Source organism: Vibrio sp. S12_S33 (assembly GCF_963889785.1).
GTDB classification, from domain to species: Bacteria; Pseudomonadota; Gammaproteobacteria; order Enterobacterales; family Vibrionaceae; genus Vibrio; species Vibrio aestuarianus.
The window spans coordinates 1-15,330 of sequence record NZ_CAWPQZ010000038.1; the positions used below are offsets into that span (position 1 = coordinate 1).

Consider the following 15,330-nt stretch of genomic DNA (forward strand, 5'->3'; position numbering starts at 1 on the left):
AGAACGCCGATAGAAACATTAGAGGATGGGAAATCAATCTGGGCTGAAAAGAATCTAGCCCAGATATAATCTGACAGGCACCAAGTCGAAAAGTGGGTAACTGTCAGATCAGGTCTGAATTAGTACATGTAAATATTCATCCATCGACAAAAAAGCCCAATCCTATTGGTGGCAACTGGGCTTTTTTCTTCATGAATCAAATAACAATGTAAGCTACGTTCTTTCTCATCAATGATAGAGAGCAACATCAACCATCTTTATAATTCAAGCAAATGTTACCTCAGGTAACGATTCAAAACCTGGTTTAGCAAAAAAGTACCCTTGCATTAAATCTACGCCAGCTTCCATTAACCAAACGAATTCTTCTCTTTTTTCAATACCTTCAGCCAGTGGGGTTATATTTAGATCGCTGAATATTGCTAAGCAATGCTTAACGATGAATTGACGCGTTTATCTTGATGTATATCGCACACCAGTCCCATGTCTAATTTAATAATATCCGTTTGGAAATCAGCAAGTAGATTAAGTCCAGAATAACCAGAGCCAAAATCATCAGTCGCTGTTTTAAAACCAAACCCACTTATTTATGATCAACAAAAATGATGCTTGAAGTATCAAAACCACGCTCTTGAGACATATCGATAAATTTCTCAATCACTTCAGGTTCTACAGATGGTGTTCTTGCCAAAAGCCACAAATAATCTGTATTGGGTCCAGAAATGAACGCATATTGATAATCCTTCTCATCCAATTCAAATACAACATATGAACCATAAAATGGTCCAAAAAAAGAGACTTTTAGGTAGCCTTCTGAATCGCTATTCACAAAATAGGCTTTACCTTCAGCCTCTTGCCATTCGTTATTAGCTTGAGAAAATCCACTATTCAGTACCAGGACACCACCATCGCGTCTAAGATTGTACTCTGCTGTTACCTGAGTCAGTCCCCTTTCAAAAGAGTGATCAAGCCTGGCAATCTCATACCATTTACCTAAATAGTTATCGAGCTCAAAATTGGCCACCGGTTTTACCGAGTCTGGCATACCTAAGCAGCCACTAAGTACTAGTGTACTAATCATTAATAATATTTTCTTCAAGCTACCATCTCCTATTAAGTATCATTGACAGAGAGCAAACATTAAATACATACCACTGCATTGCCACACTACCGATGGTTTGATTTTTGAATATAACAACTTACTATGAAAACGAGTGAGTAAGTGAGTTCAAGCAGTAAGATTTGCAAGTAATTTTTCGCAGTCGCTTTTCAGTTTTATAAGTTCTTCAATATTCATCTTAGACATCCCCATCATCTCTACAGGTATTGTTTTTGCTTTTTCACGTAATTCGGTACCCTGCTCAGTGACTGAGATAATTCTAATCCGTTCGTCTTCTTGGCTACGAGTTCGGCTTACATACCCTTTCGTTTCCAAACGTTTTAGCAATGGCGTCAAAGTCCCTGAATCTAGGTGTATCCTACGACCTAGCTGTTTTACATTGATTGACTGTTCTTCCCAGAGCACCATCATCACTATGTACTGCAAGTATGTCAGATCAAGTGTTTTCAGTAGCGGTTGATATGCCCTTCCCATTGCATTAGAAGCACTGTAAAGCGCAAAACAGACTTGATTATCCAAACTTAGATACTCGTCTTGTGTTGATTTATCCATCTCTATTACTCACAACAAATATTAATTGTGCACAATATACTTGCACACTCTCAAACTTTCAATTAGTATCACTCCAACAAAGATTGTGTGCAATATAATTGCCAGCAATTTTAAGTGTATCAATATTACAAAAGGAAGAACAATCATGGCAGCACTTTACACCACATCAGCAACCGCATTAGCAGGTCGTAATGGCCAAGTTACTACCGATGACAATAAATTATCTTTGGCCTTGAGCTACCCGAAAGAAATGGGGGGAACTGGCGAAGCTACTAACCCAGAACAGTTATTTGCTGCTGGTTACTCAGCGTGTTTTTCAAACGCGATCTTGCATGTTGCACGTGAAATGAAAGTAGCCATTAAATCAGCACCAACAACCGCAACTATTGGTATTGGTCCAAACGATAAAGGGGGGTTCGCCTTAACAGTTAGCCTATCTGTCGAATTGGAATTAGATCAAGAACAAGCTATCGCTTTAGTTAATACCGCTCATCAAGTTTGTCCTTACTCAAACGCGGTACGTGGAAATATCGATGTACAACTAACGGTGAACGGCGTAACACTTTGATTAAATGAGAACACGTAGAAAGAAGGCTCCGAATATTGTTCTGGCCTTCTTTCTATTTGATAACGATATACTCTGTATCGCATTTTTACTAATAGCCCCACTTGTTTTTATGCACTTAATTTCATTTCTTTGCATATAAGCGTCAACAAATCATCACCTATGGCTTTCCCTGGCTGCAACTTCAAGTTGTTTGGGTATATACACTCATTTTGGGGTTAGTAATGAGCCAACTTTTATGCAACGGGATACCACCTATGTAATAACGTCAATGTTTGCCGTTTTAGTCATATCTTTCGATGCTAGAGGTGAGTTATGTAGCGAACAGGTTTGGAACCAGACGATAAGTTCACAACAAAGAGTGGATGATTGGTATAATTGACATGCTGAGTCATTTAATAATTTACTGCTGATTTACAAGCAACACATCTTCTTGCATAAAGAGTTTACACAAGATGAACTACATGCCCTTTGGCACCCTCAAAAATTGCATTCAATGAAAAACTAGAAAGCCATATTTTGGCGACGCAGAATATGCAGCTCTCTCTTACGAAGGAACACTTAGAGTTAGAAAAAGGCTATGCAGCCGTTACTCAGCAGGAACAACAATGGCGCTCATTAAATGGACACTGTGCGCAGTCAGGTATGCGTTACGTTGTATCAAACCAATCCCTAAAAACAGATATTGAAACGCTAATCAGCAAAATCGACACACTTAAAATGATCTATAAACAGGAAGAGATGATGCTGCTTGGTTCAAGGGATCAAGCCCCTCCACTCTCTATACCAATGGAAAGAATTTACGACCCCTCTAACTGAGTCAACTGCAGAAGATTTGAGTCGTTACTTTTTCGTGACCCGCATCTCACATCTGTCATTTGCTTAATAAGTATGTATAATCCGCCAGCTATTCATTCTTTCTTTAAATTTTGTTGATTTGGCATCACACAAACCGTGATAGACCAATCTTAATGCCTAGGAATATTTCGTTGATATCTACCGCTAACATCACCATGCAATTCGGCGCCGAGCCTTTATTTGAAAACATTTCTGCTAAATTTGGTAACGGTAACCGTTACGGTTTAATTGGAGCCAACGGATGTGGTAAATCAACGTTCATGAAAATTCTTAGTGGCGCGTTAGCGCCAAGTTCAGGTAACGTTTCTATTACTCCGGGACTAAAATTGGGCGTGTTAAGCCAAGATCAGTTTGCATTCGAGCAATACAACGTAATCGATGTAGTGATCATGGGGGACCGTAAGCTTTGGGAAATCAAACAAGAGCGTGACAGAATTTACTCTCTGCCTGAAATGAGTGAAGCTGATGGTATGAAAGTCGCCGAGCTAGAAAGCGAATTTGCTGAAATGGACGGCTACACAGCAGAAAGTCGCGCGGGTGATATTTTGCTGCAAGCTGGTATTGAAGAAGAGTTCCATTTTGGCCTAATGCAGCAAGTTGCTCCCGGTTGGAAACTGCGCGTCCTGCTTGCTCAAGCACTTTTTGCCAATCCAGATATCCTGCTGTTAGATGAACCGACCAACAACTTGGATATTCATACCATCAATTGGCTGGAAGAAGAGCTAAATCAACGTAAATGTACAATGATCATTATTTCGCACGATCGCCACTTCTTGAATTCAGTTTGCACTCATATGGCAGATATCGATTACGGTGAGTTACGTATCTACCCAGGTAACTACGAATATTTCCTTGAAGCATCGGGCTTGATTCGTGAGCAATTGTTAGCGAGCAATGCGAAAAAAACAGCAGAAATTAATGAACTACAAGATTTCGTCAACCGCTTTGGTGCGAACGCATCAAAAGCAAAACAAGCAAGTTCTCGTGCTAAGAAGATGGATAAAATCAAACTCGATGAAGTCAAATCAAGCAGCAGAATTAGCCCATCGATCGATTTTGGTGAAGGTAAAAAGTTGTATCGCCAAGCTCTAGAACTGCGAGATTTAAGTCATGCATTTGGTGACGAATTATTATTTGAAAACGGAAATTTATTGCTTGAAGCTGGCACTCGTTTAGCGGTAATTGGCGAAAATGGTGTTGGTAAAACCACCTTGTTACGCTGTCTTGTTAAAGAACTAGAACAAACTCATGGTACAGTTAAATGGTCTGACAATGCGTCTATCGGTTACTGTCCTCAAGATAGTACCGCTGATTTCGATAACGATTTAAGCATCTTCGATTGGATCTCACAATGGCGCACAGCCAAACATGATGACTTGATGGTGCGAGGCATTTTAGGCCGCTTACTATTCACCGCTGACGATGCTAATAAAAAAGCCAAAAACTGCTCCGGTGGTGAAAAGAACCGCTTATTGTTTGGCAAGTTAATGATGCAAGATATCAATGTGCTGGTCATGGATGAACCGACCAACCATATGGATATTGAAGCCATTGAAGCGCTGAACAACGCGCTTAAAGTTTACAAAGGCACATTGATTTTTGTCAGCCATGACCGTGAATTTGTTTCGTCTCTTGCTACCTCAATTATTGATGTAAAAGACAAACAACTGGTTCATTTTCAAGGTACATATGATGAATACCTTTCTCATCAATTAAAAATGTTGACGGTAGCCTAAGTAACCTATTTAACTAAAAACATTAACAAAACGCCATTGATCACATAGAAGATCAATGGCGTTTCTTATATCTTGTACGATGCTTTATATCTGTACTCACTATGACTGTATATAGTCATCATGTCAGGCCAATCGCCTTAAATATTAATGAGTAAACAATGTCTAAATTATTTTTCAAAGGTCGTATAGAAACGCGTCAAAACCATGTTCTTTCTGGCTACAATGTAAACCGTGACATTAAGGCTGGAACTGAAGAATCTCCGATTTCTGTAGTCGTAAAGACTGAAAAGCGAAAAGCTGAAATTGAAAAACTCGTCTCTGAACATTCAATTATTGCCAATATTGTTGTTGATACTGGGAGAGAGGAAAATACCGTTGAGCTAGATACACTGCTTAATAAACCCAAGACGATTACGTTTGAAAAAAAACCTAACCGTAATGATCCATGTATTTGTGGTAGTGGCAAAAAATATAAGAAATGCTGCGCTTAAATTATACCTTTCCTATTTGAATCGGCTGCGGTGTTTGTTGGCTACCTTTGCGCAGACTTCCATCAATAGCAGATATTTTCCGCTCTAAAAATGCAATACATGATGTACAAAAAGCCCATGTATTGCATTATCCCCCTTCTACTTGAAGTGGTTTGGGTATAGATAGCCGTAAATTCTACTTATTTATAGAAAGCTTCTACTTCACCTTTCAGTTTAATCAGCATTGGTTGACCGAAACGATCTTTCGCTTTAGGTGAAGGGATTTTTACCCAACCTTCACTGATGCAGTATTCTTCAACGTCTGTACGTTCTTTACCGTTAAGACGAATACCAATATGGTGCTCAAAGCACTCTGCCACATGATATGGACTGCGAGGGTTGCCAGCAAGGTGATCTGGTAAAGCTGGTTTAGCGTTAGTGTCGCTCATATTCATAACCTGAAGTATGTAAAAAGTGCGCTATTGTAGACTGAACTGCACCAGCAATACTAGACACTTAACTAAGCGACAAGTTGACTGGGCTTAGAAACCCAAGAGCAAAAACTTCACCAATCTATTACACAGCACAACTTCGGTATTAGACGCTCAGTTACAGTAAGCAGCGGAATAGCACTTCATCAAGAGGCGCTAAAAACCACTACTTTTCGTCGTGCAGATGAAGCGCTGTATCAAGCGAAAAAATCAGGAAAAAACTGTTTTCGCGTTGCTATTGGGTCTAAATGACATAAAACCTAATTAACTCTGTTTAATGTTCAGGAACACTGCTGTGCACCATTTTTAATTCAAGAATAGAGCCCATCGGTGGGTAAAGAATTACGTTGTCGATATACTTAGCAATTTGTCGGTAACATCAGCGACGATAAAGCGGTTTCTTCCTTGATGTTTAGCTTGGTATAAAGCTTCATCGGCTAAGCAATAAATCGATACAATTGATTCATTTCCCTTCGGGATGAACGTTATAACACCCTGTGAAACCGTGACATGATCTGTTGTTTGACTATAAGCGTGAGGATAATGGATATTTTCAACTTCCTGTTGAATACGCTGAGCGGCAATTTGGGCCTGCTCAATGTCTGCATGACCAATTAATACCACAAACTCTTCACCGCCATAGCGTCCTACATATTCATCGGTACGGGAAAATAACTCATCCACCATTTGTGCTAGGGTAATAAGGCACTTATCACCCTCGATGTGACCATAGTTATCGTTAAACAGTTTAAAATGGTCAACATCTAACAAAATCATCGTGATAGGAAAGTGGTGTCGACCATGTAGGCTAATCATCTCTTTAAGCTTGTCATCCATAAAACGTCGGTTAAAAACTTGAGTTAACCCATCCTCATTTGCTTGCTGTTGCAATACTTTGTTGAGCTCTTCGAGTTTCACTGTCGCATGCTTCAATTCTCGTCGCATATTTGCTATACGCTGCATAGCGATCAATTTAGAATTGAGCACTAATTTATCTACCGGTTTGGTGAGGTAATCATCACCACCAACGTCGATAGCTTTGGCGATCATCGACGGATCATCATGGCCACTAAGGAAAATGATTGGCACCCATTCATGATATTGCTCGCGAATTTTTTGTGATACTTCAAAACCATCCATCTCTGGCATTGAGATATCAAGCAACACTAACTCGGGATCAAATTGAGAATAGATATCCAAAGCCTCTTGACCACTACTCACCGCTTTTACGCAATGACCCAGTTGTTTGAGACGAATAGCGAGCTGCATTCTATCGAGTTGTACATCATCAACCAGCAAGACCCTCATTGAAGAACCCGAACTTTTCATCACAACTCCACCTGTTTTCATCTATGTGTCTACGTATAACACAGATTCATCCACTTTTATCGATTAATTTTGCACACAATATTGACTTTTCGCCATAAATTTTTAGCATGTCATTTTACCCTAAAGAGATACCTTCATGTCTGAAGTAACCCAAACCGAGCAACCTGTAGTGGACTTAGAAACCATTTCACCAGAACTGCGTCAAGTAATCGAATTTGACCAAGTACCAGAAGCGATGTACTACATGGTGACGTCTATACATGAAGTATCTGAAGAAGCTGTACGTGAATCTTGGAGTTCTCTACCTGCCAGTGCCCAAAACGTATTGGATAATTTTGAACAATTCCATGCGTTAATTTCTGTCAGCCAAGCTTTTGCTGGTGTTAATGTGATGGAAGAATTTCCAACACTGAACTTACCAAAAGAGATGAGTGACCAGGACAAAGAAGAATACCGCACGCAACTTCTTGACCAAGTGCTGCACAACTGCGTTAAAGACATGGTTAAGCAGATCAAGAAAGCACGCCGAGATCCAATCCTAAAGCGTGACTTTAAAGAAGTATTTGCAAAATAAGTGCTTGAAGTTTAATTCAATAAACCAAAGCCGTCATTCATATTGGCGGCTTTTTACTTTGTCCTGTGGGTAACGACATCTATATAAAATTACACTTAGTGAGTAAAGACAATATCGCGTTGAGATACACTCACCCCCTTAATTTGCACAAAAACATCAGTTCCAATTTCCAGTTGCAGTTCATCGAGCGCCCACTCCGTTATTGTGGCCCATAAATAGCATTGTTCGGCCAACTCTAGTTGTATTGCGATACTTTTTTTACTAGCACCTTGTTGCTGCTTTTCAATTTGACTCACCTTCGCAGATAGAATATTACGAATAGAAGAACGACTGGGCTTATCAAGCGTTACTGAAACATCATTAGCACGTATTTGCAGCCGAACTGAGGAACCAATTTCGCCTTCAACATGTTGAACCCACAGCTTAACCGTGTCAGCCAATTCAACTTGTGTGAGTGCATAGTGCTGATTTTGCTGGTAAATATGCGCGGAAAACAAACTACTTTGTTCAGAGAAGGATTGCCATGGCCGCATGTGACTTGATGACCACACTTGTTCAATATTCCCACTTGTCACCACCTTACCTTGCTCAATAACCACCAGATGATCCGCCAAACGTAAAATTTCATTCATACTATGGGTGACATAAAGAATAGGCAGTTTTACTTTTTTCGCCAACTCTTCCAAGAACGGCATCACCTCCCTTTTACGCGGAAGATCGAGCGAAGCCAGTGGTTCATCCATCAGCAACACATCCGGCTTGGATAACAATGCACGGCCTATCGCCACGCGTTGTTTTTCTCCCCCGGAGAGATCATGCGGGTAACGCTCAAGCAAATTGTCTAATGCCAACAGTTTGGTGATAACGGCAAAATAGCCGGCATCATTCACTTTGACGCCATAGTTTAAGTTACCTTTGACGCTATAGTGTGGAAACAAACGCGCCTCTTGGAACACATAACCAATTTTACGCTGTTCAACGGGAAGGTTAATGCTCTTATTACTGCTATAAACTAAGTGTCCATTGATTTCAATTTCACCATCATCTGGTTCAACTAAGCCACTGATGGCATTGATTAACGATGTTTTACCGGCTCCTGAACGGCCAAAAATAGCGCAAATCCCTGATCCGGGAAGGATAAGGTCAACATTTAACCGAACTTCACCTAAGTACTTGTTAAATCGAACCTTTAGTTGACTCACGATGGTGCTCCCAAACGCAGCTTCATTTTGCGGCTAATCCACTCTGAAACAGACAAAGACGCTAAAGCAATCGCTATCGATATCATGCACAATCTCGCAGCTTCCATTTCTGCTCCTGGAGTTTCTAAAAAGTTATACATAGCCAATGGTAGGGTTTGTGTCTCACCAGGAATATTAGAAACGAAGCTGATGGTAGCACCAAACTCCCCTAAACTACGGGCAAAAGAGAGCATAGTACCCGTTATTATTCCCGGTAACGTCAATGGTAAAGTAATGGTGACAAAAACTTTAAACGGCGAGGCGCCAAGCGTTCGCGCCGCTTGCTCTAATTTAGGGTCAACACTTTCTAAACTGAGTCGAATTGCTCTAACCATTAACGGTAATGCGACCACAACACAAGCCAATACTGCACCTCGCCAACTAAAGCTAAAGCTAATATCAAACCATTTATCGAGCCATTGCCCGATAACTCCTTGCTTCCCCATACTCATCAACAATAAATAGCCAATGACGACTGGTGGTAAAACTAGTGGCAAATGAACTAAGCTGTCTAGCGCACTTCTACCCCAGAATTGCTTTCTCGCGAGTATCCACGCCAACAATAAACCCAGAGGCAATAACCAAACCACGCTGTAAAGCGCCACTTTTAGGCTCAATTGTAAAGCGAACCATTCATATTCAGAGAGCAAACTTTTCATTTCCTATCGCTACGCGAAAGCCATGCTTTTGCAGTATTTGTTTTACTTCATCGCTTTGCAGATACCGTGCAAGCATATCGACGCCCTCTTTGTTGGTGATTTTGACCAGAGGATAATGAATAGCGCTGTGCAATTGTGGGGCAAATTCATGAATCACTTTTACTTTGTTACTCATTAGTGCATCGGTTTTATAAACGATTCCTAAATCAGCTTCTTGCCGTTCCACTAGAGCAAGAACTAGTCGCACATTATTGGTTTGGGCTAACTTTGACGACAATGCCGACCAGACATTCAACTTAGTTAACGCTTCTTTAGCATACATACCTGCAGGAACCGACATTACGTTACCCACAGCCAAACGAGAGCCGTCAAGCGCGCTCAACCAAGCATTGACATCATGAGCAGCCAATGTACTCAGTGGCGATGAATTGGACGCGATCAACACCAACTGGTTCCCCGCCAATAAGGACACATCATGGCGATCAATCACGTTTTTTTTAATCAAATGTGTCACCCATTTATCGTTAGCTGAGATAAAAATATCGGCGGGAGCACCTTGTTCAATTTGACGCGCCAATGCCGCAGAACCAGCATAAACAGAAACTAATTCTACATCCGATTGCATTGGATAAGAGTCAATCAGTTCATTCACAGCATTAGTCATCGACGAAGCAGCGTAAATCGTGATTTTTTCTTGCGCTAGTACATTGGCGCAGCAAAAGAGTGCCGTCGCTAACGCGATTATTTTTCTCATTTTAGTGTACCTATTCATCTGATTACATTCACAAATCTGGCCACAATAGTGCTAAATCTAAATGCTCTTCAATTGCATCTGCAATACGGTCAATCGCCTGCTCTTTTTGTGCAACATGATCATAATACTGGATACTTCGTGCCCCCGCCCAGCGACAAATCAGATCTGTGGCGTCAAAACTATCGAAAATACCATGTAAATAAGTGCCCATCACTTGCTGGCAGTCACTGTGCAAACCATCGTTTTTTCCTGAACTCAAGTTTATGATGGCTGATGAAGGCACAGCAATAGGAGTGGAGCGTCCAACGTGGATTTCATAACCCGACACCTGTGCTTTTCCTTGCGGCAAAATTAGTTCACCTTGCACATTGGTGAGCTGCTTTTCAGCGGTCAATTCCGTGGTCATATCTAATAACCCGAGTGCTTTACTTTCTCCTGGCAGACCTTCAACACCGAATGGGTCACTAATCGTATGGCCAAGCATTTGATAGCCGCCACAAATGCCTAGTACTTTGCCGCCAAACCTTAAATGACGCTTTATATCAACATCCCAACCTTGTGTACGAAGGTAATCAAGATCCGCGCGCACCGACTTACTTCCCGGCAGGATGATCAAATCCGCCTTGTCTAGTCGTTCCCCTTTTCCGACATAGCGTAAATCAATATCTGAGTTTAAACGCAGCGCATCAAAATCGGTATGGTTACTAATGCGAGTGAAGACAGGCACCACCACACGCAGTTTTACATCTTCATTTAAGACTTGGCTATTGGTGATTGCATCTTCAGCTTCTAAGTCAAACCCGTGCAAATATGGCAACACGCCAATGACCGGTTTACCTGTTTTTTCTTCGAGCCAATCCAGGCCTGATTGGAGTAAGGCAAGGTCGCCACGAAAGCGGTTAATCACAAAACCTTGTACGCGGTTTTGTTCCGATTCAGATAAAAGAGCCAAAGTGCCAAATAAATGGGCAAAGACACCGCCTCTGTCAATGTCAGCAACAATAATCACCGGCACATCAGCAGCTTCTGCAAACCCCATATTCGCAATATCATTTTCGCGTAGATTAATTTCTGCTGGGCTACCTGCACCTTCAATCATGACACTTTGGTACTCATGACGTAGCCGTGCAAAAGAATCTAAAACGGTCTCCATAGCCACTTTTTTATAATCGTGGTAGCCGCTCGCCTCCATATTAGATAGAGCTCGACCTTGCAAAATGACTTGTGCACCAGTATCCGAGTTAGGCTTAAGCAGCACAGGGTTCATATGTACCGAAGGCTCAATTCCGCACGCTTGGGCTTGCACCGCTTGCGCTCGACCGATTTCACCACCGTCAGATGTTACGGCGCTGTTTAATGCCATGTTTTGTGGCTTAAATGGGGCAACCTTTACCCCTTTACGCAATAAAACACGGCACAAACCTGCCACCAAGACACTTTTGCCTGCATCTGACGTCGTGCCTTGCACCATTAAAGACTTTAATGTCGATTCCATACGAACTCTATTCAATAAATTTGACATCAATCATACCGCCACAGCCACACTTCACTCAACAAGATGAATGGAATATTAATACTGCCCTCAGTTCTCATTCAAAATCAACATGTTCTAATCACATCATCAAAACAGCAAACCGATAAAGGAATAGATAATGAAACGTACCACACTAGCTTTAGCCGCTTCGATGATAATTGCTCCTGTTTTTGCTTTCGCAGGTGATCACCATAAAAACCAAAATAACACCGCCATTAACTACAGTGGGCCCATTGAATTAACTTCAGTAGAATCATTACTGCAAGACACCAGCATGTTTACCGAAAAGCACGTTGTGGTTGAAGGGCAGTTAATTCGTCAAATTCGACACGACAAGTTTATCTTTAGCGATGGTAAAGGAGAGATTCAAGTCGAATTGGATGATGATATTCACTTGGAAGCACCTATTAATGCAGAAACTAAAGTGCGCTTGTTTGGTGAGTATGAAGGCGGTCGCACCCCTGAAATCGAAGTTGATCAAGTGCAAATACTCTAGAATCTCTTAGATTCGCGGCTTCTTGTTTTTGATAAATAACAATAAAGCGCTAATTTTTAATAAAATGGCCTGTAATTTGCAGGCCATTGTTGTATCTTAATTCCTTTGTTTTACATCATTCAGGACGAAGCGTACATGTATAAAAAAGCGTACTCACTGAGCCTAGTCGGGTTGGCATCTGTTCTTTCTTTTTCAGCGCAAGCAAATAATTTTAGTTATAACTTTTTTGAAGTGAGAACCGCAGTAAACCCTGAATCTTCTGGCGTCGAATTCAGTACCTTATTGACTGAAAATACACACATTATCGCTCGTTATGATTCTCGGTTTGACGGTGATTGGGATGCCGCAGGTGGTATTGGTTTTAATGGGCCAATCAATCAATTTGCCGATGTATTCGGACAGTTGCTTATTCACCATATAAAGCAAACCGATGAAGAAGGTGGAGATAGCGGAACTCAAATGGAATTTAATATTGGCAGTCGTATCTGGTTATCAAACCAACTCGAAGCTAGTTTTAAACTTGGGAAGAATGATAAACGTTCCGTATTTGGTGCGGGTGTACGTTTCCATTCTACCGAACAATTATCACTCAGTGCAGAAACCAAAAACAATGGCGTTTATGGCCCTCAAATCACCATGAGTGTCCGTTTCCAATTTTAAATCCAAACTGGTGCACTTTATATTTGGTGCGCTAGTTTTTTACTGCTTCAAGCTCACTCATTTTCCTGTCAATTACTGGCCGCTAAATTTGACCTACTCCACGAACTGAGAAATATGGAAGCGACATCTCAAATGGCAACGCTATACTATGCACTCAATAACTTATGCGTACCGTTATGTTTCGTTCATTATATAAATATTTAGCCCAATGGTTACTTGTCTGTGCCGTATTAGGGATTGTGCCTCTACTTTACTTTGTGCATGAATTCGACAAAACCCAGCAACAGACTTTGCAGTTGATCGAACAAAAAAACCATTCCCAATTGGAATACCATAAGCACGAATTGCTTGCTGCGATCAGCAACGTTTATGAATCGACTGAAGTCCTTTCTACCAATGGCATGCTATATAATGCACTGCGTGATCCAATAGAACTCAATATTGAAGCCTTACAAGATCTCTGGGTACTCAGCACCAGAGTACAAAATCTATACTCATGCTTAAGGCTTTTTGATGCATCAGGTAACGAGCTGGTTCGAGTCAATCAGCAAAACAATGTTACCGAAGTTGTACCCCAAGACCGCCTACAAAACAAATCACATCGTGACTATTTCCAATATGCGCAAAGTCTGCCGCCAAATCAAATCAGTGTATTTGGCATTAACCAAAAGATGGAGAATAGTCAATTAGTCTCTCCCAAGCAGCTTGTCTTTAGAATTATTGCGCCCATTGATTTTGATGGCAAAAGGCAAGGCTATTTCACTGCCAATTTAAGTATTGAACATCTTAATAAAAGACTGGCTTATAATTTAGATACATTAGTGCGTCCTGACATTATTGCGCGAGATGGTACTTATATACACGCAGAAGATTCAACGCTGCTATTAAGTGATGATTCTGTCGATTTTCATTCCACCAATATAAGTGCACTAGCACCGAAATTATGGCAGGCAATGCAACTTTACCATTCCGGCAACATCACAGATAACGGTACTGGATACAGCTTTATTTCAGTTCCACTGGAAAGTGTATTTCCCGGCATGGATTCTCTCTATTTACTCCGCACATTAGATGTACAAACCATAAACCAGTTAGTTAATGAACAACACATGACAATACAGTTCCAATCGATCGTTGTGGCACTATTGGTGATGTTTATCTCTGGCTTGTGTGTTCGTTGGAATGCCCACCACGATAAAAACAGTATTGAAAGTAAATTAGCTAGAGCAGCGATGAATGGTATGTCAGCTGTGGTCATTACTGATCGCAATAACCGAATCATTAAAGTTAACCACGAATTTACACGAATTAGTGGCTATACATTAGCAGAGGTAAGAGGAAAACAACCTTCCGTTTTTTCTTCTGGTAGACACAACCAAGAGTTCTACATGAATATGTGGAAAGTTCTTCAAGATGAAGGAATATGGGAAGGTGAAGTCGTTAACAAACGTAAAGATGGTTCTTTGCAAACGGAAATCCTTCGGATTCAAACCATTCGAGATACGCTTGGTATTATTCAATTTTACGTTGCCTCGTTTGTCGATATCAGCCATCGCAAAGAGTTAGAAGATAGACTGCGCGAGCTTAGTGAAAAAGATTCATTAACCAATATTTGGAATCGCCGAAAATTCGACCAAGAAATTCGTTCGGAATGCATGCGCGTCAAACGTTATCCAAATTGTGAGCAGTCATGCCTCGCTATTATCGATATCGATCACTTCAAAAGAATCAATGACAAGCTCGGGCATGCTGAAGGCGATAAAATCATACGTTCCGTTGCCTGGCAGCTGAAAGAATATTTAAGAGAAACCGATTTTCTTGCTCGAATCGGCGGAGAAGAATTTGCCATTATTATGCCGCATACGCTTCTCACAGAAGCTGAATTGGTCATGCATCGTTTGCGCGTTGCCGTTCACTTAAACCATAAAAGAAATGTGTCAATCAGCATCGGGGTGACAGACATTACAGAGAAACCCGAAGATGCGTATAAACGAGCAGACATTGCTTTATATGAGTCGAAAACGTCAGGACGTAACCTCGTATCCGTTTTAGCAAGCATTGAAATGGGTCAATTCGCTTAGCATACTCAGTTCGCCTCAAAAAAATATTGCTCTAATTTTGTGCAGCAATACAGTATTAGATTTTTAACCTATTGTTTAGATTAACTTTTCATTGTGGCTCGAAAATTGTACCACTCTCTATGATGGAATATGAATTGCACATATTTAGGGAGAAATAAGATACAAGACACATTAACAGTCGTGTTAGCAGGTGGTATGGGCTCTCGACTATCC

General features: G+C 40.9%; 17 protein-coding genes and 1 pseudogene. 9 read left to right on the forward strand and 9 right to left on the reverse strand.

Annotation, left to right across the window (positions count from 1 at the left end):
- Positions 1 to 264: 264 nt before the first annotated feature.
- The 3 genes and pseudogenes from AACW06_RS15010 to AACW06_RS15020 form a co-directional block, all read right to left on the reverse strand.
- A pseudogene (locus tag AACW06_RS15010) lies at positions 265 to 572 on the reverse strand (EAL domain-containing protein); the annotation flags it as partial.
- Between the two features lie 8 nt (positions 573 to 580).
- Entirely contained in the window at positions 581 to 1,096 is a 516-nt protein-coding gene (locus AACW06_RS15015; protein ID WP_192075684.1) for a lipocalin family protein, read from the reverse strand.
- Between the two features lie 129 nt (positions 1,097 to 1,225).
- Positions 1,226 to 1,669 carry a MarR family winged helix-turn-helix transcriptional regulator gene (locus AACW06_RS15020; RefSeq protein ID WP_192075685.1) on the reverse strand — a complete coding sequence of 148 codons (444 nt, stop codon included), beginning with the start codon at positions 1,667 to 1,669 and terminating at the stop codon, positions 1,226 to 1,228.
- A gap of 145 nt (positions 1,670 to 1,814) precedes the next feature.
- Between AACW06_RS15020 and AACW06_RS15025 the strand changes: the two genes are divergently transcribed.
- The 4 genes from AACW06_RS15025 to AACW06_RS15040 all read left to right on the forward strand — a co-directional run bounded on the left by AACW06_RS15025 (position 1,815) and on the right by AACW06_RS15040 (position 5,319).
- Positions 1,815 to 2,237: an organic hydroperoxide resistance protein gene (locus tag AACW06_RS15025; protein ID WP_053312065.1), complete on the forward strand. Its 423-nt coding sequence runs from the start codon at positions 1,815 to 1,817 to the stop codon at positions 2,235 to 2,237.
- Positions 2,238 to 2,768: 531 nt separating this feature from the next.
- A complete protein-coding gene (locus tag AACW06_RS15030) occupies positions 2,769 to 3,053 on the forward strand; it encodes a hypothetical protein (RefSeq protein WP_192075686.1) in 285 nt (94 codons plus the stop codon).
- A gap of 170 nt (positions 3,054 to 3,223) precedes the next feature.
- Positions 3,224 to 4,828, forward strand: coding sequence for an ABC-F family ATPase (locus AACW06_RS15035; protein ID WP_443263567.1), 1,605 nt, complete (start codon positions 3,224 to 3,226; stop codon positions 4,826 to 4,828).
- A 158-nt stretch (positions 4,829 to 4,986) separates the two neighbouring features.
- The gene (locus AACW06_RS15040; RefSeq protein ID WP_192075688.1) at positions 4,987 to 5,319 is read left to right on the forward strand and encodes a PBPRA1643 family SWIM/SEC-C metal-binding motif protein; all 333 of its coding nucleotides are present in this window, start codon (positions 4,987 to 4,989) and stop codon (positions 5,317 to 5,319) included.
- Between the two features lie 179 nt (positions 5,320 to 5,498).
- Here the strand turns inward: AACW06_RS15040 and AACW06_RS15045 are convergent, their stop codons facing one another.
- Positions 5,499 to 5,747: a DUF3297 family protein gene (locus AACW06_RS15045; RefSeq protein ID WP_171981150.1), complete on the reverse strand. Its 249-nt coding sequence runs from the start codon at positions 5,745 to 5,747 to the stop codon at positions 5,499 to 5,501.
- A 126-nt stretch (positions 5,748 to 5,873) separates the two neighbouring features.
- Here AACW06_RS15045 and AACW06_RS15050 point away from each other — a divergent pair, with 126 nt between their 5' ends.
- On the forward strand, positions 5,874 to 6,041 hold the full coding sequence (locus AACW06_RS15050; RefSeq protein WP_337923492.1) for a GGDEF domain-containing protein: 168 nt from the start codon (positions 5,874 to 5,876) through the stop codon (positions 6,039 to 6,041).
- 90 nt (positions 6,042 to 6,131) lie between these two features.
- Here AACW06_RS15050 and AACW06_RS15055 read toward each other — a convergent pair whose 3' ends face one another.
- Positions 6,132 to 7,118 (reverse strand): GGDEF domain-containing response regulator, encoded by a 987-nt coding sequence (locus tag AACW06_RS15055; RefSeq protein ID WP_192075689.1) that lies wholly within the window; start codon positions 7,116 to 7,118, stop codon positions 6,132 to 6,134.
- A gap of 136 nt (positions 7,119 to 7,254) precedes the next feature.
- Between AACW06_RS15055 and AACW06_RS15060 the strand changes: the two genes are divergently transcribed.
- Positions 7,255 to 7,692: a DUF3069 domain-containing protein gene (locus tag AACW06_RS15060; RefSeq protein ID WP_192075690.1), complete on the forward strand. Its 438-nt coding sequence runs from the start codon at positions 7,255 to 7,257 to the stop codon at positions 7,690 to 7,692.
- A 95-nt stretch (positions 7,693 to 7,787) separates the two neighbouring features.
- Here the strand turns inward: AACW06_RS15060 and modC are convergent, their stop codons facing one another.
- The 4 genes from modC to AACW06_RS15080 are packed head-to-tail and all read right to left on the reverse strand — an operon-like array spanning position 7,788 to position 11,841.
- Entirely contained in the window at positions 7,788 to 8,897 is a 1,110-nt protein-coding gene (gene modC, locus AACW06_RS15065) for a molybdenum ABC transporter ATP-binding protein ModC (RefSeq protein ID WP_443263580.1), read from the reverse strand.
- Positions 8,891 to 9,592 (reverse strand): molybdate ABC transporter permease subunit, encoded by a 702-nt coding sequence (gene modB, locus AACW06_RS15070; RefSeq protein ID WP_192075692.1) that lies wholly within the window; start codon positions 9,590 to 9,592, stop codon positions 8,891 to 8,893. Before modB ends, modC begins: the two co-directional genes overlap by 7 nt.
- Entirely contained in the window at positions 9,573 to 10,346 is a 774-nt protein-coding gene (gene modA, locus AACW06_RS15075) for a molybdate ABC transporter substrate-binding protein (protein ID WP_192075693.1), read from the reverse strand. Before modA ends, modB begins: the two co-directional genes overlap by 20 nt.
- Positions 10,347 to 10,374: 28 nt before the next feature.
- Entirely contained in the window at positions 10,375 to 11,841 is a 1,467-nt protein-coding gene (locus AACW06_RS15080; RefSeq protein WP_192075694.1) for a cobyric acid synthase, read from the reverse strand.
- Between the two features lie 157 nt (positions 11,842 to 11,998).
- Between AACW06_RS15080 and AACW06_RS15085 the strand changes: the two genes are divergently transcribed.
- The 3 genes from AACW06_RS15085 to AACW06_RS15095 all read left to right on the forward strand — a co-directional run bounded on the left by AACW06_RS15085 (position 11,999) and on the right by AACW06_RS15095 (position 15,117).
- Positions 11,999 to 12,376 carry a YgiW/YdeI family stress tolerance OB fold protein gene (locus tag AACW06_RS15085; protein ID WP_192075695.1) on the forward strand — a complete coding sequence of 126 codons (378 nt, stop codon included), beginning with the start codon at positions 11,999 to 12,001 and terminating at the stop codon, positions 12,374 to 12,376.
- Between the two features lie 135 nt (positions 12,377 to 12,511).
- Entirely contained in the window at positions 12,512 to 13,036 is a 525-nt protein-coding gene (locus AACW06_RS15090) for a hypothetical protein (protein ID WP_192075696.1), read from the forward strand.
- A gap of 176 nt (positions 13,037 to 13,212) precedes the next feature.
- A complete protein-coding gene (locus AACW06_RS15095) occupies positions 13,213 to 15,117 on the forward strand; it encodes a sensor domain-containing diguanylate cyclase (protein WP_192075697.1) in 1,905 nt (634 codons plus the stop codon).
- The last annotated feature ends 213 nt before the right edge of the window (positions 15,118 to 15,330 follow it).

Bases quoted from the DNA above. Each gene is read 5' to 3' on its own strand.
- AACW06_RS15030 (WP_192075686.1), top strand. From the start codon at position 2,769: ATGCAGCTCTCTCTTACGAAGGAACACTTAGAGTTAGAAAAAGGCTAT.
- modB (WP_192075692.1), bottom strand. From the start codon at position 9,592: ATGAAAAGTTTGCTCTCTGAATATGAATGGTTCGCTTTACAATTGAGC.
- AACW06_RS15060 (WP_192075690.1), top strand. From the start codon at position 7,255: ATGTCTGAAGTAACCCAAACCGAGCAACCTGTAGTGGACTTAGAAACC.
- AACW06_RS15025 (WP_053312065.1), top strand. From the start codon at position 1,815: ATGGCAGCACTTTACACCACATCAGCAACCGCATTAGCAGGTCGTAAT.
- AACW06_RS15055 (WP_192075689.1), bottom strand. From the start codon at position 7,118: ATGAAAAGTTCGGGTTCTTCAATGAGGGTCTTGCTGGTTGATGATGTA.
- AACW06_RS15040 (WP_192075688.1), top strand. From the start codon at position 4,987: ATGTCTAAATTATTTTTCAAAGGTCGTATAGAAACGCGTCAAAACCAT.
- AACW06_RS15045 (WP_171981150.1), bottom strand. From the start codon at position 5,747: ATGAGCGACACTAACGCTAAACCAGCTTTACCAGATCACCTTGCTGGC.
- AACW06_RS15085 (WP_192075695.1), top strand. From the start codon at position 11,999: ATGAAACGTACCACACTAGCTTTAGCCGCTTCGATGATAATTGCTCCT.
- AACW06_RS15020 (WP_192075685.1), bottom strand. From the start codon at position 1,669: ATGGATAAATCAACACAAGACGAGTATCTAAGTTTGGATAATCAAGTC.
- modA (WP_192075693.1), bottom strand. From the start codon at position 10,346: ATGAGAAAAATAATCGCGTTAGCGACGGCACTCTTTTGCTGCGCCAAT.
- AACW06_RS15080 (WP_192075694.1), bottom strand. From the start codon at position 11,841: ATGGAATCGACATTAAAGTCTTTAATGGTGCAAGGCACGACGTCAGAT.
- AACW06_RS15090 (WP_192075696.1), top strand. From the start codon at position 12,512: ATGTATAAAAAAGCGTACTCACTGAGCCTAGTCGGGTTGGCATCTGTT.
- AACW06_RS15095 (WP_192075697.1), top strand. From the start codon at position 13,213: ATGTTTCGTTCATTATATAAATATTTAGCCCAATGGTTACTTGTCTGT.